Raw genomic sequence first — 18,232 nt, 5'->3', positions numbered from 1 at the left:
GGAACTTGTCGGAGTTGAAAATGAACCCTCTGGCGACTTTACAGTAGCTTACGCTATACTAGCCCTGAACTTATCGGCTCACTGCTACGAGCCGGTTTTCATTAAACGTTACCACACGGATTTATAAACTTCCCTTCCGAGGATCTGGCGTTTCGCCGGATAAGATATGTTAAACAGTATATTCATTATATTCTGCCTGATCGCTGTAAGTGCGTTCTTCTCCATCTCCGAGATCTCGCTTGCCGCATCACGTAAGATTAAACTTAAGTTATTAGCTGATGAAGGCAGTATCAACGCACAACGCGTATTGAAAATGCAGGAAAATCCCGGCATGTTTTTCACCGTTGTGCAAATTGGCCTGAACGCCGTCGCTATTCTTGGCGGTATCGTCGGCGATGCGGCATTTTCGCCCGCCTTTTCCGCCCTCTTCTCGCACTATATGTCGCCAGAACTCTCCGAGCAGCTGAGCTTTATTCTCTCTTTCTCGCTGGTGACGGGGCTGTTTATCCTGTTCGCGGATTTAACCCCGAAACGCATCGGTATGATTGCGCCAGAAGCTGTGGCTTTGCGTATCATCAACCCGATGCGCTTCTGCCTGTTCGTTTTTCGCCCGCTGGTGTGGCTGTTTAACGGCATGGCAAACAACATCTTCCGCCTGTTCAAAATTCCAATGGTGCGGAAAGACGACATTACTTCTGATGATATTTACGCAGTGGTGGAAGCCGGCGCGCTGGCGGGCGTCTTGCGCAAGCAAGAGCACGAACTAATTGAAAATGTGTTTGAACTTGAATCTCGCACCGTACCGTCTTCTATGACGTCGCGCGAAAGTATCATCTGGTTTGATCTGCACGAAGACGAACAAAGCCTGAAGAAAAAGGTCGCCGAACATCCGCACTCAAAATTTTTGGTGTGTAATGAAGATATCGACCACATCATCGGCTATGTAGACTCCAAAGATCTGCTGAATCGCGTGCTGGCGAACCAAAGTATGGCGCTGAATAGCGGCGTGCAAATTCGCAATACCTTGATTGTGCCGGATACGCTGACCCTTTCTGAGGCGCTGGAAAGTTTCAAAACGGCGGGCGAAGATTTCGCGGTCATTATGAATGAATACGCACTGGTCGTCGGTATCATTACGCTGAACGATGTGATGACCACGCTAATGGGTGACCTGGTCGGCCAGGGACTGGAAGAGCAAATTGTGGCGCGCGATGAAAATTCCTGGCTGGTTGACGGCGGCACGCCGATTGACGACGTCATGCGCGTGCTGGATATCGATGAGTTTCCGCAATCCGGCAACTATGAAACCATTGGCGGCTTTATGATGTTTATGCTGCGCAAGATCCCAAAACGCACTGATTCGGTGAAGTTTTCCGGCTACAAATTTGAAGTGGTGGATATCGACAACTACCGTATCGATCAGTTGCTGGTGACGCGCCTCGACAATAAAAGCAACGTACCGGCGCCGAAACTGCCCGATGCGCAAGGTAAAGAAGACAGCGCGGCCTGAAATACGTTTGCCAGAAACATCAACGGCTCCTGATTCAGGAGCCGTTTTTTTTTACTTTTTTAACCTACTGCATAGCACTTTTGGTTACGCCATCTCAGTTTGCAGACGCATAACCTGACGGTTAACTTCAGACATCACAGACAAGTGCTGCTTGTCTCTCACTTTTGGGATAAGAATCTTACCCTTATCGAACTCAAAAGCGCCAACATCCTTGATATATAACCGTCCACGGAACAGGATCTTCACGTACTTCGCCACCTGTAGCGGGTTGTAGCGTTGGAAAATTTTCATTGTTGTCTCCTGCAGAGTATTACGCCCTTGCGGTGCCACAATCGGCCCAACAGTTTTAAGGCGCAAATTTTAATGCCATATGACTATAGACCATATCTACGTCGTTTCCAGTGTGCATAAGTATATTTACCTTTTGATTACAGTTATTCAGAATTATCTAAACATCAGCTCATTTTTCTCAGTATATGCCTTCATTTTTCACAGGAAGTGTGCGCCCGCCCGCAAACTGGCATCCCCTTTGCGGGAAAAAGCATCAATCGCACATATGATTAACTATCGGCCCAAAGTGGTCGGATCACCTGCAAAAAAATAAAGAAGGAATGACCATGACCCTACGTAAAATTCTGGCGATGTCGTGTCTGCTACTCCCCATAATGGCTTGTGCGCATAACCTTGAAGATAACCAACGGGTGCCGCCGGTAGGCATTGCCGATCGTGGCGAACTGACGTTGAATAAAGATGAGTTTAGTTATAAAAACTGGAATAGCGCGCAGCTGGCGGGAAAAGTGCGCGTCCTGCTGCACATTGCGGGTCGAACGTCAGCGAAGGAAAAAAACGCCACGCTGATTGAAGCGATTAAATCAGCCAAGCTCCCACATGACAGATACCAGACGACCACAATTGTGAACACCGATGATGCGATCCCAGGCTCCGGTATGTTCGTGCGTAGCAGTATAGAAAGTAATAAAAAGCTCTACCCGTGGTCGCAATTTATTGTCGACAGCAATGGCGTGGCGCGTAACGCCTGGCAATTAAAAGAAGAGGGGTCCGCCGTCATCGTGCTTGACAAAGACGGTCGGGTTCAATGGGTGAAAGATGGCGCGTTAACCCAGCAAGAGGTACAGCAGGTGGTCGACCTGCTGCATAAGCTCCTCAGTAAATAGTCACCCGGAAGCCGGGGTTAAGGAACGATTCACGAGGGGTATAGTCCAGCGTTTTTCCCTGCCAGTCGTGAACGTGCGCCCCGGCTGCAACGGCAATGGCATGACCTGCGGCAGTGTCCCAGACGCTGGTCGGCCCAAATCTGGGGTAAAGCTGCGCCTGGCCTTCCGCCACAAGGCAGAATTTCAGCGAGGAACCAATAGAGGTTGTCTGATGTTCGCCAAGCTGTTGGAGATATTCGGTGAGTTCATCATCCGTATGCGAACGGCTAATCACCACCAGCGGCGGGCGGGCATCCCGGACCTGAATCTGCTTACGCACCCCGCACTCCTCTTTCCAGGCCTTACCTTCCGCCGCGTAGTACATCACTTTCAGCACCGGCGCATAGACCACGCCCAACACCGGTTTGCCCTGCTCAATCAGCGCGATATTGACCGTGAATTCGCCATTGCGCTTGATGAACTCCTTGGTGCCGTCGAGCGGATCGACCAGCCAGTAACGCTGCCAGTGCTGGCGCACTTCCCAGGCGGGCGGATCTTCTTCTGAAAGCACCGGAATATCCGGCGTGAGCGTGCGTAACCCTTCGAGAATCACGGTATGTGCGGCGATATCCGCCGCAGTGACTGGAGAATCGTCCTGCTTGCGGGCGTACTCCATCGGTTTGGCTCCATCATAAACCTGCATAATGGCATCGCCCGCGTTCCGTGCAAGCTGGCATACTTGTTCTAACATTCTCCACCTCTTTATGACAGGGGCGTTAACTCGTTGTTTTACTTATACCCGATCGTTAAGGGTTCCGCCAACTGTGATACCGTCTGCGGTTTTGATAATACCTTTCATGGCATGATTCCCCCTTCTGTGAACACTCGCAAAAAATCGGCCGGATGGGGCGGTTTCGCCTTCTTCTGGCGACGGTCGGAACGATATCGAGTTTCACTGTTTACCATCGCTATTTTTCACTATCCGGCTTTTCTATTGCGTTCTTAAAAGGTGCCTCTGATGATTAAGTTTAGTGCAACGCTTCTGGCTACGCTGATCGCCGCCAGCGTGAATGCGGCCACCGTCGATCTCCGTATCATGGAAACTACTGATTTACATAGCAACATGATGGATTTCGATTATTACAAGGATACCGCAACCGAAAAATTCGGATTGGTACGTACCGCAAGTTTGATTCATGCCGCCCGAAATGAAGTCAAAAACAGCGTGCTGGTGGATAACGGCGACCTGATTCAGGGGAGCCCTCTGGGCGATTATATGGCGGCAAAAGGGCTCAAAGACGGTGATGTTCACCCGGTCTATAAAGCGCTCAACACTCTGGATTACGCGGTTGGAAACCTCGGCAACCATGAGTTTAATTATGGTCTGGACTATCTGCATAACGCGCTGGCTGGCGCGAAATTCCCTTATGTTAACGCCAATATTATCGACGTTAAAACCCAAAAGCCGCTCTTTACGCCTTATCTGATTAAAGAGACGAGCGTTATTGATAAAGACGGCCACCCGCAAACTCTGAAAATCGGCTATATCGGCTTTGTTCCGCCGCAAATCATGATTTGGGATAAAGCGAACCTGAGCGGCAAAGTTACCGTCAATGACATTACGGAAACCGCCCGGAAATATGTGCCCGAAATGCGCGAGAAAGGCGCTGATATCGTGGTAGTCATTGCTCACTCAGGCCTTTCTGCCGATCCGTACCACAGCATGGCGGAAAACTCGGTTTATTACCTCAGCGAAGTTCCTGGCGTCGACGCGATTATGTTTGGCCACGCTCACGCCGTCTTCCCCGGTAAAGATTTTGCCGACATCAAAGGCGCGGATATCGCCAAAGGTACGCTTAACGGCATTCCTGCGGTAATGCCTGGCATGTGGGGCGACCATCTGGGAGTGGTCGATCTGGTGCTCAATAACGACAGCGGCAAATGGCAGGTTACGCAGGCGAAAGCGGAAGCGCGGCCTATCTATGACGCCGCCGCTAAAAAGTCGCTGGCGGCGGAAGACAGTAAGCTGGTCGGTATTCTGAAAGCCGATCACGATGCCACCCGCGAGTTTGTCAGCAAGCCCATCGGTAAATCCGCCGATAATATGTACAGTTATCTTGCTCTGGTGCAGGACGATCCTACCGTACAGGTGGTGAATAACGCGCAAAAAGCGTATGTGGAACACTTTATTCAGGGCGATCCGGATCTGGCGAAACTGCCGGTGCTGTCCGCCGCCGCGCCGTTTAAAGTTGGCGGGCGTAAGAACGATCCTGCCAGTTTTGTCGAAGTGGAAAAAGGCCAGTTGACCTTCCGTAACGCCGCGGATCTTTATCTCTATCCGAATACGCTGGTGGTGGTGAAAGCCAGCGGCAAGGAGGTAAAAGAGTGGCTGGAATGTTCTGCCGGACAATTTAATCAGATTGATATTCACAGCAACAAACCGCAATCGTTGATCAATTGGGATGGCTTTCGCACCTATAATTTCGATGTCATTGACGGCGTGAATTATCAAATCGATGTGTCACAGCCCGCCCGCTATGATGGCGAATGCCAGATGGTGAATCCGCAGGCGGAACGTATTAAAAACCTGACCTTTAACGGTAAGCCTGTCGACCCGAACGCTACGTTCCTGGTCGCCACGAATAACTATCGCGCTTACGGCGGCAAGTTTGCCGGCACGGGCGACAGCCATATCGCCTTTGCGTCTCCGGATGAAAATCGCGCCGTGCTGGCGGCATGGATTGGCGCAGAGTCAAAACGCGCGGGCGAAATCCATCCGGCGGCGGATAATAACTGGCGTCTGGCGCCAATCCACAGCGATACGGCGCTGGATATCCGCTTTGAAACATCGCCAGGCGATAAAGCCGCTGCCTTCATTAAAGCGAAAGAACAGTATCCGATGAAGAAGGTTGCTGTCGATGATATCGGTTTTGCCATTTATCAGGTGGATTTGAGCAAGTAACGTGAGTCCCGCATGGCGCTGCGTTTATTCGGCCTGACTGGCAGGCCGAATAAAGCGCTAGCCGCCATCTGATAAACGCTCCCGCTGCGCCAATACCTGCGGCAAATTCAGTTCTATCCAGTCCGCCAGCGCGGCGACTTTATCGCTCACCTGCTCGCCAAGCGGCGTCAGGCTGTACTCCACATGCGGCGGAACAACTGGATATGACACCCGGTTAAGAAATCCGTCCTGTTCAAGCGCCTGTAACGACTGCGCCAGCATCTTTTCACTCACGCCTCCCATCTTGCGGCGCAGGTCGCTAAAACGGTGTGTACCGTCGCGTAACGCCACCAGAATCAGTACGCCCCAGCGACTGGTGACATGTTTTAACACCTCACGGGACGGGCACTGTTCAGCAAAGAGATTGCCTTCACGCAACTGCCGGGAAAGAGTATGAGCGCGCATTGATACTTACCTTTTTGTACGTACTTACTAAAAGTAAGTTTAGGTGGTAGCGTAATAAAACACAAGACCAACACTGAGGAGTTCACCATGATTGCTATCACTGGCGCAACGGGCCAACTGGGCCAACACGTTATTGAAAACCTGCTAAAAACGACGCCCGCCAGCCACCTCGTCGCGATCGTCCGTAACCCGAAAAAAGCCGCCCCGCTCAGTCAGCGCGGGATTGCCGTTCGCCAGGCGGATTACGCTAACGAAGCCGCGCTGACAACCGCCTTACAGGGCGTTGATAAACTGCTGCTTATATCATCCAGCGAAGTGGGACAACGCACCGCGCAGCACCGCAACGTTATTCAGGCCGCCATTGCCGCGAAGGTGAAATTCATCGCCTATACCAGCCTGCTACATGCGGATAAATCGCCGCTGGCGCTCGCCGATGAACATATTGAAACGGAAAAAATGCTGGCTGAGTCAGGTATTCCTCACACGCTATTACGTAACGGCTGGTATACGGAAAACTACCTGGCGAGCGTCCCTGCCGCGCTGAAGCATGGCGTCTTTATTGGCGCAGCGGGAGAAGGGAAAATCGCCTCCGCAATGCGCGCTGACTATGCCGCCGCCGCCGCGCGCGTCATCCGTGAAGAGGGTCACGCCGGGAATGTCTACGAGCTGGCGGGTGATGACGCCTGGACATTACGCCAGTTGGCGGATGAACTTACTCATCAGAGCGGAAAAAAAATCGTCTACCAGAACCTGAGCGAAGTCGATTTTGCCGCCGCGTTAAAAGGCGCAGGCCTGCCTGACGGACTGGCGGATATGTTGGCCAATTCTGACGCTGGCGCGGCGAAAGGCGGCTTGTTTGATGACAGCCATACGCTGCGTAAACTCATCGGTCGCCCGACGACGACGCTCACAGAAAGCCTTCGCTCCGTACTGTAAGTGTTAAAATTTAGTTAATTTATGTGGCATCCTCATAGACCTTCTCTGATAATGACGGAACGGTTTATGAGGAGAATCTGATGATTAGCGGCGTGCTATACGCCCTGCTGGCAGGGCTAATGTGGGGATTGATTTTCGTCGGCCCGTTAATCGTGCCGGATTACCCGGCCCTCTTACAGTCAATGGGACGCTATCTGGCGCTGGGGCTGATTGCCCTGCCGATTGCCTGGTTAGGCCGCACGCGGTTACGCCAGTTGACGCGTAAAGACTGGTTCACCGCCCTGTCGCTGACTCTGATGGGCAATGTAATCTATTACGCCTGCCTCGCCAGCGCTATTCAGCGAACCGGCGCGCCGGTTTCGACGATGATCATCGGGACATTGCCGGTCGTCATTCCGCTTTTCGCTAACGTTCTCTATAGCCAACGAGACGGCAGATTATCCTGGCGGCGTTTAGCGCCCGCGCTGGCGCTTATCGGTTTTGGCCTGCTGTGCGTCAATATTGCTGAACTTAGCCAGGGATTGTCCGATGTTAGCGGCTGGCGCTATGGTTCAGGCATTGTGCTGGCGCTGATTTCCGTAGCGTGCTGGGCATGGTATGCGCTGCGCAACGCCCGCTGGCTGCGGGAAAATCCCGACAAACATCCCATGATGTGGGCAACGGCGCAGGCGCTGGTTACGCTGCCGGTCTCGTTAATCGGCTATGCGGCGGTCTGTCTGTGGCTGAGTATCCAGAAACCGCTGTTTACCCTGCCCTTTGGCCCGCATCCCGCGCTGTTTATCGGTCTGATGATCGCCATCGCGGTGCTGTGTTCCTGGGTGGGCGCGTTGTGCTGGAATATCGCCAGCCAAAAATTGCCAACCGTGATTTTAGGGCCGCTGATTGTTTTTGAAACGCTGGCGGGACTGCTCTATACCTTCATTCTGCGCCAGGAAATCCCGCCATTCCTGACGTTAAGCGGCATTGCGCTCTTGGTGGCGGGCGTGGTCATTGCCGTGAGAGCGAAACCGGAAAAAGCGACCGTCGTTCCGGTCACGGAACGCTAATTTCATACTCGCTTAAATTATACGCACCCCGAAAGTGTTATAGCCTCGCCTTAAAGATGCATTTATAATACAACTTATATTATTGCAAATGAGGTAACGGCTATGGCTTATCGCGATCAACCTTTAGGCGAACTGGCGCTCTCTATTCCCCGCGCATCGGCGCTGTTTCGCCAGTACGATATGGATTACTGCTGCGGTGGAAAACAGACGCTGGCACGCGCCGCCGCGCGTCACGACGTCGATATTGACATCATTGAAGCGCAACTGGCGCAATTGGCTGAACAGCCCATCGAAAAAGACTGGCGCGCCGTTCCGCTGGCGGACATTATTGACCATATCGTTGTTCGCTATCATGACCGACATCGCGAACAACTGCCGGAGCTTATTCTGCAGGCAACCAAAGTGGAACGCGTTCACGCGGATAAGCCAAACGTCCCACGCGGCCTGACAAAATATCTCACCGCGCTGCATGAAGAGCTTTCCAGCCATATGATGAAAGAAGAACAGATCCTGTTCCCAATGATCAAACAGGGTATGGGTCGCCAGGCAACGGGCCCGATAAGCGTAATGGAAAGCGAGCATGACGAGGCGGGAGAGCTGGTAGACGTCATCAAACACGTCACCCAAAATGTAACGCCGCCGCCAGAAGCCTGCACCACCTGGAAAGCGATGTATAACGGCATTAATGAGATGATTGATGATCTGATGGAGCACATCAGCCTGGAGAATAACGTGCTGTTCCCACGCGCACTGGCCGGGGAATAATCGCCAGCCGGGCATTTTGCCGGATGGCGGCTGTAAACTGCGCCTTATCCGGCCTACAAATCAACGCTACGCTGTAAGCCCGGTAAGCGCCAGCGCCACCGGGCAAAACAATTAACGCATTCCCGCCATCCGTTTCTTACCTATCAACAGCCAGCCCAGACCCAACGCGATAAACCACAGCGGCGTCACGATCAGCGCCTGGCGCGTATCGTCTTCCAGCGTCAGTAATACCAGCACGAACGCAAAGAACGCCATACAGACCCAGCACATCAGCTTACCGAGCGGCATCTTATAGATGGATTTCTCATGCAGGTGGGGGCGCTTTTTGCGGTACACCAGGTATGAACACAGAATGATGGTCCAGACAAACATAAACAGGATAGCCGAAACCGTAGTGATCATGGTGAATGCGCCAATCACGCTCGGGTTGACCATCAGCATAACCACGCCGCCCAGCAGGCAGATACAGGAGAAGGTCAGGCCTTTCGCCGGTACCGCGCGTTTCGATAGCTTAGCGAACGCTTTTGGCGCCACGCCTTCTTGCGCCAGGCCAAACAGCATACGGCTGGTCGAGAAGACGCCGCTGTTGGCGGAAGACGCCGCCGAGGTCAGCACGACAAAGTTGATCACGCTCGCAGCGGCAGGCAGACCCACCAGTACAAACAGCTCAACAAACGGGCTCTTATCCGGCACCACGGAACTCCACGGCGTCACCGACATAATGACAATCAGCGCAAAGACGTAGAACATGATGATACGGATCGGTATTGAGTTAATCGCGCGCGGCAGCGATTTTTCCGGATCTTTAGTTTCTGCGGCGGTAGTACCAACCAGCTCAATGCCCACGAAAGCGAACACTGCAATCTGGAAACCGGCAAAGAACCCGCTAATACCTTTCGGGAACCAGCCGCCGTCATTCCACAGATGCGCGAAAGACGCTTCAACGCCTGTCGGCGATTTAAAGTGCATCGCAATCATCACCAGCCCGACCACAATCAACGCCACAATGGCGACGATTTTGACCATAGCAAACCAAAATTCCATTTCACCAAACATTTTAACGGTGGCGAGGTTGAGGCTTAGCAGCAGGATCACTACCGCCAGCGAGGCGACCCAATCGGAAAGGCCGGGAAACCAGAACTGCGCGTAGGCGGTAATCGCCACCACGTCAGCCATACCGGTCACCACCCAGCAAAACCAGTACGTCCAGCCGGTGAAATATCCCGCCCAGGGGCCAAGCAGGTCGGAAGCAAAATCGCTAAACGATTTATATTCCAGATTCGAGAGCAGCAATTCCCCCATGGCGCGCATCACGAAAAAAAGCATAAAACCGATGATCATATACACAAAAATGATCGACGGTCCGGCGAGACTGATCGTTTTACCCGATCCCATAAACAGACCGGTACCAATAGCGCCGCCAATAGCGATAAGCTGTATATGACGGTTTGTAAGATTGCGCCGTAGCGACTGTTCAGCCGGAGCCTGTTCGTCGGCTGCGACTTTTACCTGATCTACCATGTTTTTCTTCCTGTACCTGTCTGTGTTGTGCGGGCTCTACGGCCTTTGGTCTATGATACGACGATCCTGTTATCAGGACTCATCGATATTAGGTAAGAATCGGCGGGATGAATACTAAGATTCAAATACAATGTTAATTTTATGTTTAAAATGAGTGTTATATCACTTTGATAATGCGAATTAGCTCACAAAAATACACGTAACGACGCCATTTGCAAAATAAAATATTGGCATCTACTGAAGTCAGGGTTGCCGGATAAGGCGTTTACGCCGTCATCCGGCAAACCCGGGGCGCTTACAGAATTTCCAGCAGTTCCACTTCAAACACCAGGGTGCTGAATGGCGGAATAGATGCCCCGGCCCCACGCTCGCCATAGGCCAGCTCCTGTGGGATAGTCAGTTCCCATTTGGAACCTACCGGCATCAGAGTCAGCGCTTCAATCCAGCCGGCGATCACGCCATTTACCGGGAATTCAGCCGGTTCGCCGCGCGCGACGGAGCTGTCAAATACGGTGCCATCAATAAGCTTACCGGTGTAATGCACGCGTACGCGGTCGGTACGCGCCGGAATCGCGCCTTCGCCCTGCGTCAGAACGCGGAACTGTAAACCAGATTCAGTACTGTTCACACCGTCTTTTTCGCGGTTTTCTTCCAGGTATTTCACGCCTTCGGCCGCCATCGCTTTGAAACGCTCACGACGCACCGCGTCCGCACGCTCATGAATTTCACGCAGCGCACGATGCACCACATCAACAGGAACCGCCGGGTGTTTACCTTCCAGCGCATCAGCAATGCCTGCAACCAGCGCTTCAGGCAACAGCCCTTCAAGACCGGATTCGCTGAGCTGCTGCCCTACCTGCAAACCAATGCCGTAGCTCGCTTGCGCTTCAATAGTGTCAAAAGTCGGGGTGGCCATTATTTTTCCTTCATCGGATATCAAAAAAGTAGCGGGCAGCATAACAGCCACGCTTCTTCTGGTAAAACTTTGTCTCAGGGAGGATGACAAATCGCAGGGAAAAAGAAACAATAGATTATCCGTATTGATGTCACGAAAGCGGATAGCACTACCAGTATCATAGCGTTAGCCATCTATACTCTATGATTAAGGAACGAGATGCGGAGCAGGAGGTAAACCATGCCCGGGCGCTTTGAATTAAAACCAACCCTGGCGAAAATCTGGCACGCGCCGGATAATTTTCGCATCATGGAACCGCTGCCGCCTATGCATCGTCGTGGCATTATCATTGCCGCTATCGTGCTGGTGATCGGTTTCCTGCTGCCCGCCAGCGAGACCAGCGACTCACCTGTCGTCACGCGGGAAGCGCAATTGGATCTGCAATCGCAATCACAGCCGCCGACGGAGGCCCAGCTTCAGGCGCAGCTGGTCGCGCCGCAAAACGATCCGGATCAGGTGGCGCCCGTTGCGCCGGAACCTATCCAGGAAGGCCAGCCGGAAGAACAAAACCAGCCGCAGACGCAGCCTTTCCAGCAGGATAGCGGCATCGGTCAACAGTGGCGCTCGTACCGGGTAGAGTCTGGTAAAACTCTGGCGCAACTGTTCCGTGACCACGGGCTGCCCCCGACAGACGTTTATGCAATGGCGCAGGTAGAAGGCGCTGGCAAACCGCTGAGTAATCTCAAAAATGGTCAAATGATTAAAATTCGCCAGAATGCCAGCGGGGTGGTGACAGGTTTAACGATAGATGGCGATAACGGTCAACAGGTGCTGTTTACGCGTCAGCCTGACGGCAGTTTTATTCGCGCACAGTAACGCCGGCTACGCCTTATCCCGCCTGTACCCTATTCGTTCAGGTGAAGCATTACCGCTTCACCTTATTCACCCACCAAATCCCCGAACATACCAGCACCAGAGCAATCATGTATTTCCACTCCAATATATTCTCGCCGAGAAAAATAGCCGAAAGAGCCGCGCCGGAAACCGGGATCAGAAAGTTAAACGGCGCAATCATCCCCACACGGTTATATTTGAGTAAAATGCTCCATAGCGCAAAAGCGACCGACGAGAGCAGCGTCAGGTAGACTAAAATCGCCACTGATGAGAAGCCATGTATCGTCAGCGTACCGCCAAAAACGTAACCGCCAATGACCAGTACCAGACCGCCAATCCCCAATTGATAGCCAGTCATGACCATCGGATCGACCGTCTGCGAGAGACGTTTGCCATACAACGTGGCCGCAGAAAGAATAAACGCCGCCAGCACCACGGAGCCTTCTCCCGGCAGATTAAAGCTGAAATCCAGGCCGTTGCTGACGTTCACCACCATGACGCCCGCAAAGCCCAGAATACAGCCGAGCGTTTTGTTGTAGCTCAATCGGTCGTTCTGATAAATAAAGTGCGCCAGCAATACGCTGAAGAATGTGCCTGTCGCGTTCATGATTGAGCCTTTCACGCCGGAGGTGAACGCAAGGCCGATATAGAAAAAGAGATATTGCAGCGACGTCTGAGTCAGCCCCAGTAACGTTAACTGAGCAAACTGGCGCGGACGAAACCGACCAATCGGTTTACGCTGAAGCAGCGCGAACAGTAGCAGCAACCCACCCGCAAACAAAAAACGATAACCAGCAAAAACAATTTTAGAAGGGATATCGTCGGTGGCTATCTGAAAGAGGTCATAACCGCTTTTGATGGCTGGATAAGCGCTGCCCCATAGCAGGCAACAAAATGCGGCACACACATAAACGACGTTTTTGCGGGCAAACGGGGAGGCCTGGCGTTGGGTATCCATTCTTTCACCAAGAAATTAAAATAATGTTTTATTTTTGATTATCGCGAAAAGAGGGGGAGATAGCCAGTCGAAAAGCGATGGGGTTAAAAAAGCAAAACGTCGGCGCTGGGCCGACGTTTCGTTGCTAGCAAAAACGAGAATGCCTGATTACTCAGCAACCACGTTGATGATAACTTTTGCGAATACTTCGCTGTGAACCTGGAAGTTCACTTCGTGTTCGCCAGTGGTACGCAGAACGCCGTTCGGCAGACGAACTTCGCTCTTAGCCACGTCAACGCCAGCCGCAGTCACAGCGTCAGCGATGTCGCGAGTACCGATGGAACCGAACAGTTTACCTTCGTCGCCTGCTTTAGACGCGATAGTAACGGTTTCCAGGGCGTTGATTTTCTCTGCGCGTGCATTTGCAGCAGCCAGAACGTCAGCCAGTTTAGCTTCCAGTTCAGCGCGACGTGCTTCGAAGTATTCAACGTTTTTCTTGGTAGCCGGAACAGCTTTACCCTTTGGTACCAGGAAGTTACGAGCATAGCCCGCTTTAACGTTAACCTGATCACCCAGGCTACCCAGGTTTGCTACTTTATCAAGCAGAATAACTTGCATTACCTTATCCTCTCAAAGTCGTATTAATGGACCGTGACCGATTACTGATGGCGATCAGTGTACGGCAGCAGAGACAGGTAGCGAGCGCGTTTGATAGCGCGAGCCAGCTGACGCTGGTATTTTGCACGGGTACCGGTGATACGGCTTGGGACAATCTTACCGCTTTCGGTGATGTAGTTTTTCAGCGTAGCGATATCTTTATAGTCGATCTCTTGAACGCCTTCCGCGGTGAAACGGCAGAACTTGCGACGACGGAAATAACGTGCCATATGGCTAGTCTCCAGAATCTATCAATTCAATCTGCTCGGCATGCAGAACCATTTTGCTCAGACCGTTCTTTGCCTTGTGGCAAGAAATAAACCCCTGAACGGTTATGCGGCTGCCGACCGTTATACTGTGAGTAATGGCCTGGTTTTCGTGTCCGCTAACAATAACGGGCATTTGGCACCACGCCTGCCGGTGAAAGCCGGCTTCCTCTTGCACAGAACGATGCTCAAGCACGAACTGGCAATGCGGAATTCCTGATGGACTGACCTTTCGAAGGGGGGCCCTGCACACGGTGCCGGACAACGCCAGACGGTTGGTCATCAGAAATTACTCTTCAGAATCCCCAGCTTCAGCATCATCTGCGGTTTCGTTAGCGAAATCATCGCGACGCTCACGGCGCTCGTCTTTCGCTTTAACCATCGGAGAAGCTTCGGTAACAGCGTGCTTAGTACGCATAACCATGCTGCGGATAACGGCATCGTTGAAGCGGAAGGTAGTTTCCAGCTCATCGATCACTTCCTGCGGCGCTTCAACGTTCATCAGAACGTAGTGCGCTTTGTGCAGTTTGTTGATCGGGTAAGCCAGCTGACGGCGGCCCCAGTCTTCCAGACGGTGGATCTTGCCTTCTGCGCCAGTGATGGCAGCAGAGTAACGCTCGATCATGCCCGGAACCTGTTCGCTCTGGTCAGGATGGACCATAAAAACGATTTCGTAATGACGCATCGAATTGCTCCTTACGGATTATTCAGCCTCCTGTCTGGGTCAGCCGCGGCCCATGGAGGCAAGGAACGTGTTAAAGGTCGGCTGAAAAATGACGCGTTATAATACTGGCGCCTGCGGGCAAACTCAAGGTGATTGTACAATTATTTATCGTGCCGAACGTAACGCCTGTCCCGTCACATTTTGCTGCTGAGATATTAACTTCATATCGCATGCCACTATAAACGGCCTGTTGCGGCAGAGAAATTGACACTGTGGTCAGCGCACTTTTTTGCCACACAGGATTTCTTAAACATGGCGGCATACATCAATGGGTTGTTAATCAGGTAAAAAACGACAATGCAATAATTTTTTGAACAACAGCATCAGAAAAGGTCGCCATCTCTGCGGCGGGTTATGGTTAAAATTAAACCAGAAGCGATTCACTAAAGGGGGATATCGCCAACCAGACCGCGCTGCTGAGGAGGTACTCTATGCGAGCCCGGATAATGTTATTTCTGGCTGCGCTTTTGCCTGGCATAACTGCAACGGCAGCCGTCGAGTTAAATAATCATCAGGCCAGAAATATGGATGATGTGCGCAGCTTAGGCGTAATCTACATCAACCATAACTTCGCCACGGAAAGTGAAGCCAATCTGGCGCTGAATGAAGAGGCCGACGTGCGAAACGCAATGTATTATCACGTCATATTTATCCGGGAACCGGGTAGCAATGGCAATATACACGCCAGCGCGAATATTTATCGCTAGCATCAGGAAAACCAACGAAAAAACCATAGTTGATTTGCCCCCTGAACAGGGGGCTTTTTTCGCGGAAAGATGGCTCCGGAATTAGACCTGTGACATCCCGATAATATTCACATTCCGGAGCTCATACTTCACTTCTGCCCGTAATACGCATTCGGGCCATGCTTACGCATGAAGTGCTTGTTCATCAGATAATCGTCGATGGGATTCAGCGCCGGGTTAATACCGCGCGCAATCCACGCCATTCGTGCCACTTCCTCCATGACGACCGCGTTATGTACCGCATCGTGCGCATCTTTCCCCCAGGCGAACGGCCCGTGTTGATACACGACAATACCTGGCGTATGCAGCGGTTCCACCTCGCCCAGCGTTTCGATGATCACCTTACCGGTGTTCAGCTCGTACTCGCCCTGCACTTCTTCTTCGCTTAACGCTCTGGTACAAGGAATATCGCCAAAGAAATAGTCCGCGTGCGTGGTACCGAGCGCCGGAATAGCCATCCCCGCTTGCGCCCATGCCGTGGCGTGGGTGGAGTGGGTATGAACGACGCCGCCAAGCGACGGATAGCGTTGATACAGCGCCAGATGGGTAGCGGTATCGGAAGAAGGACGATAACGTCCCTCCACCACTTTGCCATCCATATCCACCACCACCATGTCATCTACCTTCATGGTTTCATAGGCGACACCGCTTGGCTTAATCACCACCAATCCGCGTTCGCGATCGATAGCGCTGACGTTGCCCCAGGTAAACGTCACCAGTCCATAACGGGGCAAATCCATGTTAGCGTCAAATACCTGCTGCTTGAGCTTTTGCATTAGGCTGCCTCCACCAGACCGGCGCTGGCCATGCGCGCTTTCACCCAGTCACGCGCTTTCGCTACCTCTGCCGCCGGGTTCTCTGCTGTTTCGCTCCACATCTCAATCAGATAGGGCCCGCAATAGCCACTCTGTTTGAGCGTTGCAAAACAACTCTCGAAATCCACCACGCCTTCGCCAAACGGCACATTTTTGAACACGCCGGGTTTAGTATCTTTGACGTGTACCGCGACGATATGCCCGATTCCCGCCTGTAGCTCCATCTGTACGTCGTTATCCCAGGCAGACAGATTGCCGATATCCGGATAGAGCTGGAACCACGGGTTATTGAGGTAGTGAGCATAGCCCAGCGCTTTACTGATGGAATTCATCAGCGGGTAGTCCATGATCTCCATCGCCAGCGTCACCTGGGCGCGGCTGGCCATATCAACGCTCTCTTTTAACCCATCGCGGAAGCGGCAACGCGTTTCGTCGTTGGCCTGCTGATAGTAAACGTCGTACCCCGCCAGTTGAATGACGCGAATCCCGACGTCCTGCGCAAACTGAATCGCTTTACGCATAATCTCCAGCCCCTGCGCCCGTACCGCGTCATCTTCGCTACCGAGCGGAAAACGACGATGCGCGCTCAGACACATGGACGGCACGCGCACGCCGGTTTCAGCAACCGCGCTCACCAGCGCCAGGCGCTGCTCGCGACTCCAGTCGAGCCGCGCCAGTCGGGCGTCGGTCTCGTCCACCGACATTTCAACGAAGTCAAAACCCAGCGTTTTCGCCAGCCGCAGGCGCTCCAGCCAGCATTCCCCGGCAGGGAGCGCTTTTTCATAGATGCCGAGCGGAATTTGTTTCGACAGCATAGCCGCTCCTTAGCCCCACAGTTGGGCAATGGAGCGTTTGAACTGCCGTGCGGCTTCTACCGGCGATTCGGCATCGCGAATGCTGCGCCCCGCGATAAAGACATGGATCGGAATGCCTTTGAACAGCGGCAGGTCTTCCAGCGCCAGTCCGCCGGTCACGGTCACTTTAAAGCCCATATCGGACAGCCGTTTAATCGCGGTAATATCCGCTTCACCCCACGCCACGCCTGCGGCCTGCGCGTCACGGCTGCGGTGATAAACCACTTGCTGAATACCCGCATCACGCCACTGCTGCGCCTGTTCCCAGGTCCAGTAACCGGTCAGTTCGATCTGCACGTCGCCGTTGAACTCTTTCGCCACATCCAGCGCGCCTTTTGCGGTGTTGATATCCGCACAGCAAATCACGGTCACCCAGTCCGCGTTGGCTTCGAAACACATACGGGAGAGGATTTTACCGGCATCGGCAATTTTGGCGTCCGCCAGCACGATTTTGTGCGGATAGAGTGCTTTCAGGTCGCGAACGGCACGCACGCCTTCGCCCACGCACAGAATGGTGCCCACTTCGATAATGTCGACTTCTTCGGCAATCAGGCGAGTGGTTTCATAGGCGCTATCCATAGTCTGGTTGTCCAGCGCGACCTGCAACATTGGTAATGACATTTTCAATTCCTTCTTAAGCTGCCGCGTTGGTGCGGTCAATGAGATCCAGGACTTCCTGCGCGGTACGGCAGGCGCGTAAACGGTCAAAATTAGCTTCGTCTTCAAACAGATTAACGATCTGCATGATGCCTACTTCCTGATGGGTATTGGCGTCTACTGCCGCCATGGTGATCAGAATATCGACCGGGTCGTTATCTTCGTGGTTGAACTCCAGCGGCTTTTTCAGGGTCACCAGCGAAAAACCGGTTTTCTTCACCCCTTCTTCCGGGCGGCCATGCGGCATCGCCAGGCCGGGGGCAATCACAAAATAGGGGCCAAACTGCTCAACGCCATCCAGAATGGCCTGGTAATAGCGCGGCTCCACCACGTCGGCAGCTACCAGTAAATCGACGCCGATCTTGACGGCTTCCTGCCAGGTATTCGCTTCAGCCTGCAGGCGGATAGAATTATTCTCCGCCAGTGAATCACGTAATTTCATGTTGCAT

General features: G+C 52.8%; 23 protein-coding genes. 8 read left to right on the top strand and 15 right to left on the bottom strand.

The genetic code is table 11. From position 1 onward, the window contains the following. Positions 1–166: 166 nt before the first annotated feature. Positions 167–1,510 (top strand): hemolysin family protein, encoded by a 1,344-nt coding sequence (locus tag J4613_RS07125; protein ID WP_000934974.1) that lies wholly within the window; start codon positions 167–169, stop codon positions 1,508–1,510. An 84-nt stretch (positions 1,511–1,594) separates the two neighbouring features. Here J4613_RS07125 and J4613_RS07120 read toward each other — a convergent pair whose 3' ends face one another. Next, the gene (locus tag J4613_RS07120) at positions 1,595–1,801 is read right to left on the bottom strand and encodes a DUF1107 domain-containing protein (protein WP_000689229.1); all 207 of its coding nucleotides are present in this window, start codon (positions 1,799–1,801) and stop codon (positions 1,595–1,597) included. 326 nt (positions 1,802–2,127) lie between these two features. Between J4613_RS07120 and J4613_RS07115 the strand changes: the two genes are divergently transcribed. Continuing rightward, positions 2,128–2,685: a YtfJ family protein gene (locus J4613_RS07115; RefSeq protein WP_000175301.1), complete on the top strand. Its 558-nt coding sequence runs from the start codon at positions 2,128–2,130 to the stop codon at positions 2,683–2,685. On the opposite strand, the gene cysQ is transcribed toward J4613_RS07115, so the two are convergent. Then, on the bottom strand, positions 2,675–3,415 hold the full coding sequence (cysQ, locus tag J4613_RS07110) for a 3'(2'),5'-bisphosphate nucleotidase CysQ (protein WP_000893398.1): 741 nt from the start codon (positions 3,413–3,415) through the stop codon (positions 2,675–2,677). The two genes, J4613_RS07115 and cysQ, sit on opposite strands and share 11 nt — an antisense overlap. 267 nt (positions 3,416–3,682) lie before the next feature. On the opposite strand from cysQ, the gene J4613_RS07105 reads away from it, so the two are divergent. After that, positions 3,683–5,626 (top strand): bifunctional 2',3'-cyclic-nucleotide 2'-phosphodiesterase/3'-nucleotidase, encoded by a 1,944-nt coding sequence (locus J4613_RS07105; protein WP_111742506.1) that lies wholly within the window; start codon positions 3,683–3,685, stop codon positions 5,624–5,626. 57 nt (positions 5,627–5,683) lie between these two features. Here the strand turns inward: J4613_RS07105 and J4613_RS07100 are convergent, their stop codons facing one another. Continuing rightward, positions 5,684–6,070, bottom strand: coding sequence for a helix-turn-helix domain-containing protein (locus J4613_RS07100; RefSeq protein WP_001201297.1), 387 nt, complete (start codon positions 6,068–6,070; stop codon positions 5,684–5,686). 87 nt (positions 6,071–6,157) lie between these two features. Here J4613_RS07100 and J4613_RS07095 point away from each other — a divergent pair, with 87 nt between their 5' ends. The 3 genes from J4613_RS07095 (at position 6,158) to ytfE (ending at position 8,817) form a co-directional block, all read left to right on the top strand. Beyond that, positions 6,158–7,006 (top strand): SDR family oxidoreductase, encoded by an 849-nt coding sequence (locus J4613_RS07095; RefSeq protein WP_000560615.1) that lies wholly within the window; start codon positions 6,158–6,160, stop codon positions 7,004–7,006. An 80-nt stretch (positions 7,007–7,086) separates the two neighbouring features. Then, complete coding sequence (locus J4613_RS07090) at positions 7,087–8,052, top strand: DMT family transporter (protein WP_000623275.1); 966 nt, start codon at positions 7,087–7,089, stop codon at positions 8,050–8,052. Between the two features lie 102 nt (positions 8,053–8,154). Next, entirely contained in the window at positions 8,155–8,817 is a 663-nt protein-coding gene (gene ytfE, locus J4613_RS07085) for an iron-sulfur cluster repair protein YtfE (protein ID WP_000331471.1), read from the top strand. A 111-nt stretch (positions 8,818–8,928) separates the two neighbouring features. Here ytfE and cycA read toward each other — a convergent pair whose 3' ends face one another. Together cycA and fklB are read right to left on the bottom strand one after the other, a co-directional pair. After that, entirely contained in the window at positions 8,929–10,338 is a 1,410-nt protein-coding gene (gene cycA, locus J4613_RS07080) for a D-serine/D-alanine/glycine transporter (protein ID WP_000228322.1), read from the bottom strand. A gap of 295 nt (positions 10,339–10,633) precedes the next feature. Beyond that, complete coding sequence (fklB, locus tag J4613_RS07075; RefSeq protein ID WP_000235161.1) at positions 10,634–11,254, bottom strand: FKBP-type peptidyl-prolyl cis-trans isomerase; 621 nt, start codon at positions 11,252–11,254, stop codon at positions 10,634–10,636. Between the two features lie 219 nt (positions 11,255–11,473). Here fklB and J4613_RS07070 point away from each other — a divergent pair, with 219 nt between their 5' ends. Next, positions 11,474–12,109 carry an OapA family protein gene (locus J4613_RS07070; protein ID WP_001119448.1) on the top strand — a complete coding sequence of 212 codons (636 nt, stop codon included), beginning with the start codon at positions 11,474–11,476 and terminating at the stop codon, positions 12,107–12,109. A 49-nt stretch (positions 12,110–12,158) separates the two neighbouring features. On the opposite strand, the gene J4613_RS07065 is transcribed toward J4613_RS07070, so the two are convergent. The 6 genes from J4613_RS07065 to J4613_RS07040 form a co-directional block, all read right to left on the bottom strand. After that, positions 12,159–13,085 (bottom strand): DMT family transporter, encoded by a 927-nt coding sequence (locus J4613_RS07065; protein WP_000381075.1) that lies wholly within the window; start codon positions 13,083–13,085, stop codon positions 12,159–12,161. A gap of 147 nt (positions 13,086–13,232) precedes the next feature. After that, on the bottom strand, positions 13,233–13,682 hold the full coding sequence (gene rplI, locus J4613_RS07060; RefSeq protein ID WP_001196059.1) for a 50S ribosomal protein L9: 450 nt from the start codon (positions 13,680–13,682) through the stop codon (positions 13,233–13,235). A 41-nt stretch (positions 13,683–13,723) separates the two neighbouring features. Then, a complete protein-coding gene (gene rpsR / locus J4613_RS07055; RefSeq protein WP_000135199.1) occupies positions 13,724–13,951 on the bottom strand; it encodes a 30S ribosomal protein S18 in 228 nt (75 codons plus the stop codon). 4 nt (positions 13,952–13,955) lie between these two features. After that, a complete protein-coding gene (gene priB / locus J4613_RS07050; RefSeq protein WP_001519453.1) occupies positions 13,956–14,270 on the bottom strand; it encodes a primosomal replication protein N in 315 nt (104 codons plus the stop codon). 6 nt (positions 14,271–14,276) lie between these two features. Beyond that, positions 14,277–14,672, bottom strand: coding sequence for a 30S ribosomal protein S6 (gene rpsF, locus J4613_RS07045; protein ID WP_001216673.1), 396 nt, complete (start codon positions 14,670–14,672; stop codon positions 14,277–14,279). 70 nt (positions 14,673–14,742) lie between these two features. Next, on the bottom strand, positions 14,743–14,949 hold the full coding sequence (locus tag J4613_RS07040; RefSeq protein WP_001541376.1) for a hypothetical protein: 207 nt from the start codon (positions 14,947–14,949) through the stop codon (positions 14,743–14,745). A gap of 193 nt (positions 14,950–15,142) precedes the next feature. Here J4613_RS07040 and yjfY point away from each other — a divergent pair, with 193 nt between their 5' ends. Beyond that, a complete protein-coding gene (gene yjfY / locus J4613_RS07035; protein ID WP_023195975.1) occupies positions 15,143–15,418 on the top strand; it encodes a DUF1471 family protein YjfY in 276 nt (91 codons plus the stop codon). A gap of 128 nt (positions 15,419–15,546) precedes the next feature. On the opposite strand, the gene J4613_RS07030 is transcribed toward yjfY, so the two are convergent. From J4613_RS07030 to ulaC, 4 genes are read right to left on the bottom strand one after another with little or no spacing between them, the layout of a single operon-like run. Continuing rightward, entirely contained in the window at positions 15,547–16,233 is a 687-nt protein-coding gene (locus J4613_RS07030; RefSeq protein WP_001170771.1) for an L-ribulose-5-phosphate 4-epimerase, read from the bottom strand. Then, the gene (gene ulaE, locus J4613_RS07025; protein ID WP_000949531.1) at positions 16,233–17,087 is read right to left on the bottom strand and encodes an L-ribulose-5-phosphate 3-epimerase UlaE; all 855 of its coding nucleotides are present in this window, start codon (positions 17,085–17,087) and stop codon (positions 16,233–16,235) included. Before ulaE ends, J4613_RS07030 begins: the two co-directional genes overlap by 1 nt. Positions 17,088–17,096: 9 nt before the next feature. After that, a complete protein-coding gene (gene ulaD / locus J4613_RS07020; RefSeq protein ID WP_000056761.1) occupies positions 17,097–17,747 on the bottom strand; it encodes a 3-keto-L-gulonate-6-phosphate decarboxylase UlaD in 651 nt (216 codons plus the stop codon). A 13-nt stretch (positions 17,748–17,760) separates the two neighbouring features. Next, positions 17,761–18,225: a PTS ascorbate transporter subunit IIA gene (gene ulaC, locus J4613_RS07015; protein ID WP_000776531.1), complete on the bottom strand. Its 465-nt coding sequence runs from the start codon at positions 18,223–18,225 to the stop codon at positions 17,761–17,763. Positions 18,226–18,232 lie beyond the last annotated feature (7 nt).

Origin of the sequence: Salmonella sp. 32020114201800008SM, from assembly GCF_017572025.1 — a bacterium.
Classification (GTDB): Bacteria; Pseudomonadota; Gammaproteobacteria; order Enterobacterales; family Enterobacteriaceae; genus Salmonella; species Salmonella enterica.
Note: the sequence above shows the minus strand (reverse complement) of the source record. Positions and strands in the feature narration are given on the sequence as shown.

Bases quoted from the DNA above. Each gene is read 5' to 3' on its own strand.
- J4613_RS07125 (WP_000934974.1), top strand. From the start codon at position 167: ATGTTAAACAGTATATTCATTATATTCTGCCTGATCGCTGTAAGTGCG.
- J4613_RS07120 (WP_000689229.1), bottom strand. From the start codon at position 1,801: ATGAAAATTTTCCAACGCTACAACCCGCTACAGGTGGCGAAGTACGTG.
- J4613_RS07115 (WP_000175301.1), top strand. From the start codon at position 2,128: ATGACCCTACGTAAAATTCTGGCGATGTCGTGTCTGCTACTCCCCATA.
- cysQ (WP_000893398.1), bottom strand. From the start codon at position 3,415: ATGTTAGAACAAGTATGCCAGCTTGCACGGAACGCGGGCGATGCCATT.
- J4613_RS07105 (WP_111742506.1), top strand. From the start codon at position 3,683: ATGATTAAGTTTAGTGCAACGCTTCTGGCTACGCTGATCGCCGCCAGC.
- J4613_RS07100 (WP_001201297.1), bottom strand. From the start codon at position 6,070: ATGCGCGCTCATACTCTTTCCCGGCAGTTGCGTGAAGGCAATCTCTTT.
- J4613_RS07095 (WP_000560615.1), top strand. From the start codon at position 6,158: ATGATTGCTATCACTGGCGCAACGGGCCAACTGGGCCAACACGTTATT.
- J4613_RS07090 (WP_000623275.1), top strand. From the start codon at position 7,087: ATGATTAGCGGCGTGCTATACGCCCTGCTGGCAGGGCTAATGTGGGGA.
- ytfE (WP_000331471.1), top strand. From the start codon at position 8,155: ATGGCTTATCGCGATCAACCTTTAGGCGAACTGGCGCTCTCTATTCCC.
- cycA (WP_000228322.1), bottom strand. From the start codon at position 10,338: ATGGTAGATCAGGTAAAAGTCGCAGCCGACGAACAGGCTCCGGCTGAA.
- fklB (WP_000235161.1), bottom strand. From the start codon at position 11,254: ATGGCCACCCCGACTTTTGACACTATTGAAGCGCAAGCGAGCTACGGC.
- J4613_RS07070 (WP_001119448.1), top strand. From the start codon at position 11,474: ATGCCCGGGCGCTTTGAATTAAAACCAACCCTGGCGAAAATCTGGCAC.
- J4613_RS07065 (WP_000381075.1), bottom strand. From the start codon at position 13,085: ATGGATACCCAACGCCAGGCCTCCCCGTTTGCCCGCAAAAACGTCGTT.
- rplI (WP_001196059.1), bottom strand. From the start codon at position 13,682: ATGCAAGTTATTCTGCTTGATAAAGTAGCAAACCTGGGTAGCCTGGGT.
- rpsR (WP_000135199.1), bottom strand. From the start codon at position 13,951: ATGGCACGTTATTTCCGTCGTCGCAAGTTCTGCCGTTTCACCGCGGAA.
- priB (WP_001519453.1), bottom strand. From the start codon at position 14,270: ATGACCAACCGTCTGGCGTTGTCCGGCACCGTGTGCAGGGCCCCCCTT.
- rpsF (WP_001216673.1), bottom strand. From the start codon at position 14,672: ATGCGTCATTACGAAATCGTTTTTATGGTCCATCCTGACCAGAGCGAA.
- yjfY (WP_023195975.1), top strand. From the start codon at position 15,143: ATGCGAGCCCGGATAATGTTATTTCTGGCTGCGCTTTTGCCTGGCATA.
- J4613_RS07030 (WP_001170771.1), bottom strand. From the start codon at position 16,233: ATGCAAAAGCTCAAGCAGCAGGTATTTGACGCTAACATGGATTTGCCC.
- ulaE (WP_000949531.1), bottom strand. From the start codon at position 17,087: ATGCTGTCGAAACAAATTCCGCTCGGCATCTATGAAAAAGCGCTCCCT.
- ulaD (WP_000056761.1), bottom strand. From the start codon at position 17,747: ATGTCATTACCAATGTTGCAGGTCGCGCTGGACAACCAGACTATGGAT.
- ulaC (WP_000776531.1), bottom strand. From the start codon at position 18,225: ATGAAATTACGTGATTCACTGGCGGAGAATAATTCTATCCGCCTGCAG.